Consider the following 4210-nt stretch of genomic DNA (forward strand, 5'->3'; position numbering starts at 1 on the left):
CGTGGTGATCGTCAGGTTGACCCCATATTTGTCGGTGAGGATGTCCGTGTAGAGCGTGCCGGTGACGCTGAGTACGACAACCGTCATCCAGTACGGGAACGCGTTGTACTTCGGCAGGCGGATCTGCCAGGTGAGCACAGCGGCAAGCACGATCGTGAAGATGACCGTGGTGTTGATCAACCCGACGTTCAAATCGACCGCGATCCAGTCGGCGAAGCTCTCACCGACGGTCGTGCACAGGTTCTTGATGATCCAGAACCAAATCGTGATCTCGGGAACCTTGTTGAGTAATGCACGTCCTGGGCTCGTCGCCACGGGTGGCGGCGGTGCTGCGGTGATTGTTGTCATGCGTACAACTTCGACCCTTCAACCTGAACCCAGGCTGAACGGCGGCGAAGACAATTCAGCTTCTGTTCAGGTGCGCGGGCGCAATGTGACGACATGCATCAGTCAGCTCCCGTGACCACCGGCGGCCCGGCGATCGAATTGGTCGGACTCAGCCATCGCTACAACATCGAACCGGTCCTCCGGAATGTCGATCTGACAATCGAACCCGGAGAGGTGTTCGGCTTCCTCGGCCACAACGGTGCGGGAAAAACCACCGCCGTCAACATTCTCACCACACTCATCACACCCACATCAGGCACCGCTCGGGTCCACGGTTTCGACGTCGTCGCCCAGCGCCGTGAGGTGACGGCGCAGATCGGCTATCTCCCCGCTGAGGTTCGCATGTACCCGCACATGACCGCCCGCGAGAACCTCGAGTTCTTCGCCAAGCTTTCCGGCGTCGCTGATGCCCGCCGAGCAGTCACCGAGACGCTGGACTATCTCGACAGCGCCGACCTCGCCGACCGGCGCGTCGGATCGTTCTCCACCGGCATGCGCCAACGAATCGGCATCGCCCAAGCCATCGTCCACAAGCCGAACGTGCTGTTCCTCGACGAGCCGACCGCCGGCCTCGACCCCGTCGGTGTCCGCCAACTCCGAGACACGATCCTGCGGCTCAACCGGGAGCTCGGCATGACGGTGTTTATGAACACACACCTCCTGAGCGAAGTCGCGAAAGTGTGCACCACCATCGGCGTCCTCAATCATGGTGAGTTGATTTACAAGGACTCAATCGAAGCGACGACGGCCCGATTCCCCGACGAGACGTCGCTCGAAGACATCTACGTCCGAATGGAATCAATCCCCTCATGATTGCGACGATCGCTCGCCACCAGATCCTGTCGCTGCGAAGGCAGCGCACATTCCTCTGGCTGCTCGCCACGTTCCTCGTGATGACCGCCCTGGCCGGCGTGCTCGGCTGGTCGAGCCATCGCACCATCGTGGGTGTCTACGACGAGTCGGTCAAGCTCCTCGCAACGCAGGGCCTACCAGCGCCGGAGAACCCGTTCCGGTTGAAGCCAACCCTGTCGTTGCTGTCGAACATGGTCGTCTACATCCCCCTGATCGGTGCGCTGCTCGCCATCGTGCTCGGCCATATCAGCCTCGCGGATGACGAGACCGATGGCATTGGACGACTGGTGTTCTCCCGCCGGATCAATCGCACCACCTACATCGTCGGCAAGGCCGTTGGAGCCGCCGTGGTTCTGTTCAGCATTCTCGCCGTCAGCCTCGCTGTGTCCACGCTGGCGCTCGTCATCGTGAACCGCGCCCTTCCGAGTTTCGGCGAGTTCGGCCGACTTGCCGGCTTTTACGGGCTCTCGCTGCTGTACCTGATGGTGTTCGCATTTGTCGGGATGGCAACCGTCCTGCTCACCCACCGTCGATCACTCGCCTTGTTGACCGCAACGGGTGTGTGGCTCGTGATCACGTTCGCGGTTCCCCAGGTCACCTCCGGGCTCCGCCCCACCCAGTCGCTGAATCCGATCACGGATCCGGTCAGCACCTCCCAGGCGTTTTTCCGAGCGACATCGAAGGCCCGGCCCTACTCGGTGGTCGAGCAATACAAGCAGATCAGTGGCCAGGTCCTGGAAACATCGACCGTCAAGGGGTCACTCACCGGGCTGCTCTCGATCGCTGCGCTCGGACTGCTCCTCGCAATCGCGATCGTGCTTCTCGTGCAGCGTCACGACTACTCGACAGGAACTTCCAGTGATTGAGACGACCACCACACCGGCGGCCCCGGCGCTGCCAACTCGCAATGCACCCGTCACAACAAACAGCCCACGATCGCGAATCTTTGCGCTCGCTCACCACGAGTATCGAGCCGCCGTGCGCAGTCGCATCCTGCTCGCCCTGCTCGGCATCATCGTCACGGTTACCGCCGTCTCGGTCTACATCGCGTCGGTCGACTACCGCAGCAAACTCGCCGACTACGAGATGTACAAAGCAGCCGCAGAAGCAGGAGGTGTCGCCCGGATCGCTCCCTCCCTACTCGCCCCTCTGTCGCTGCTGCGCGGGTCACTCGAATACCTCGAGATCATCGGTGCCGTCATCGCGATCGCGCTCGGCTACCTCACCGTGTCGCGCGAGCGCTCCAACCGGACCCTCGCCATGATCCGCTCGCGACCCGTCAGTTCGGGCGAACAGATGGCAGGAAGCCTGCTCGGTGCGCTCGCGGTGATCGGCACGCTGGTCGCCGTCACCGCGATGGTCGGCATCGTCTGCGTCGGGTCAATCGGCAACGACTGGATCAATGCTGCCCAAGGCTTCAAGCTGCTCCTCGCCTACCTTGGCGCCGTCGTCTACATGGGCGTCTTCTACGGAGTCGGGGTCATCGCCACCGCCCATACAAAGGTCACAGCGAACGGGCTGATGATCGCTCTCGGCGTCTGGCTGCTCATCGTGCTCATCCTGCCTCAGCTCGGCGACACCCTCGACGCCGACAACCAGATCCCAGGCGGACTGTTCTCGGCCCTCGGCCTGGACCGAGCCGGCGAGACCAAGATCCTCGAACACTTCACGCTCTACGAGAAAACCCGCATTGGCATCGAAGAGCTCTCGTTCGCAAAACACTTCGAACGGTTCTCGTTCGCCATGACAGATGTCCAGGACAAATACCGCGGCTTCAGCCTCGGACAGCTTCTCGCTGAAAAGCGTAACGACATCGGCTGGCTGATCGCTTACCCGATCGCCCTGATGTGGGGCCTTCGACGCAGTTTCCGCAACCAGCCCACTCTTCCCCCAACCTCCTAGAAGGAGCAACCCATGAACACGACACCGATCACAAGCCAGCGCCTCGCAACATCGCCGAGCTGGCGAGGCAGGCGGCGACGAACCAGAGTCATCGCCACCGTGGTAGCTGCGGGCGGGCTGACCCTCGCGGCGTGCGGCGGCAGCACTGGCTCTACCTCACCAGCCACGAACAGCACCCCCGTCGCCGGGTCCACGGCCAGCGAAGGTCAGATCCTTCCGGTGACATCGAATCCGATCGCCAACACCGCCACCGCCCAGAGCCTCACCATTGGCTCGGTCCTCGTCGAGAACAACGTCGACGCCAGCGGCAAGGCGGTCGACGACCACCTCGAGGTCGAGCTCTCGAACACCGGCTCAACAGACCTCGGCGGATTCGAGATCTACTCCACCTTCACCGATCCGACCGACAACATCAGCGAGAGCTACTACACCAAGGTGCCCGACTCGTTCACAATTCCCGGCGGCGGCTCACGCACCATCCACTTCGACAACACCGGAGCACCCGACCACTTCCCTATCAACGACTTCAGCATCTATCGGATGTCGACCAACGCGCAAGAGGTCACTGTCGAGGTCAGCGCGACCGACGCGGCAGTCCAAACAGCGACTACTACGAAAGATGCCGGCGGAGCTGAAACTGCCGACTGAGGTCGAGCAAGGGCGGCATCAGCGGGTTCAGGCACGAGTGTTTCTGAAGGTGAAACAGCAATCAGATGCGGGCGTCGGTCAAGGAGATCGCGAAGCGGGCGCCTCCAAGCGCAGGGCTGGTCGAAACCGTGACCGTCCCGCCGTGATCCTTGACGAGGCCGACCACGATCGCGAGGCCGAGACCGGAGCCGCCGTCGTCGCGTGCACGAGCTTCGTCGAGCCGACCGAATCGTTCGAAGATCCGCTCCCGATCGGCCTCTGCAACGCCGTCGCCGTCGTCGTCGATCGACAGCACGACGAGTCCGTCTGGCGTACTGATGACCGAGATATCGACACGCGAGGCGGCGTGGCATAACGCATTGTCGAGCAGGTTGCGCACCACTCGCGCGAGTTGATCGGGGTCGCCGCGGACCTGGCCAGC

The 4210-nt window shown here is 62.4% G+C and carries 5 protein-coding genes and 1 pseudogene; 4 read left to right on the plus strand and 2 right to left on the minus strand.

What is annotated here, in order from left to right; genetic code table 11:
* Positions 1–348: pseudogene (locus tag ACH2EI_RS13930) on the minus strand (hypothetical protein); the annotation flags it as partial.
* A 93-nt stretch (positions 349–441) separates the two neighbouring features.
* Here ACH2EI_RS13930 and ACH2EI_RS13935 point away from each other — a divergent pair.
* Genes ACH2EI_RS13935 through ACH2EI_RS13950 form a run of 4 tightly spaced genes read left to right on the plus strand, consistent with a single transcriptional unit; the run spans position 442 to position 3789 of the window.
* On the plus strand, positions 442–1200 hold the full coding sequence (locus ACH2EI_RS13935) for an ABC transporter ATP-binding protein (protein ID WP_395154170.1): 759 nt from the start codon (positions 442–444) through the stop codon (positions 1198–1200).
* Positions 1197–2105 carry an ABC transporter permease gene (locus ACH2EI_RS13940; protein WP_395154169.1) on the plus strand — a complete coding sequence of 303 codons (909 nt, stop codon included), beginning with the start codon at positions 1197–1199 and terminating at the stop codon, positions 2103–2105. Before ACH2EI_RS13935 ends, ACH2EI_RS13940 begins: the two co-directional genes overlap by 4 nt.
* Complete coding sequence (locus ACH2EI_RS13945) at positions 2098–3141, plus strand: ABC transporter permease (RefSeq protein WP_395154168.1); 1044 nt, start codon at positions 2098–2100, stop codon at positions 3139–3141. The genes ACH2EI_RS13940 and ACH2EI_RS13945 overlap by 8 nt, the downstream gene beginning before the upstream one ends.
* A gap of 12 nt (positions 3142–3153) precedes the next feature.
* Positions 3154–3789 carry a hypothetical protein gene (locus ACH2EI_RS13950; RefSeq protein ID WP_395154167.1) on the plus strand — a complete coding sequence of 212 codons (636 nt, stop codon included), beginning with the start codon at positions 3154–3156 and terminating at the stop codon, positions 3787–3789.
* 61 nt (positions 3790–3850) lie between these two features.
* Here ACH2EI_RS13950 and ACH2EI_RS13955 read toward each other — a convergent pair.
* Positions 3851–4210, minus strand: a 360-nt coding sequence (locus tag ACH2EI_RS13955) for a sensor histidine kinase (protein ID WP_395160477.1), incomplete at its 5' end; no start/stop codon positions are given.

Origin of the sequence: Ilumatobacter sp. (assembly GCF_041688325.1) — a bacterium.
GTDB lineage: Bacteria > Actinomycetota > Acidimicrobiia > Acidimicrobiales > Ilumatobacteraceae > Ilumatobacter_A.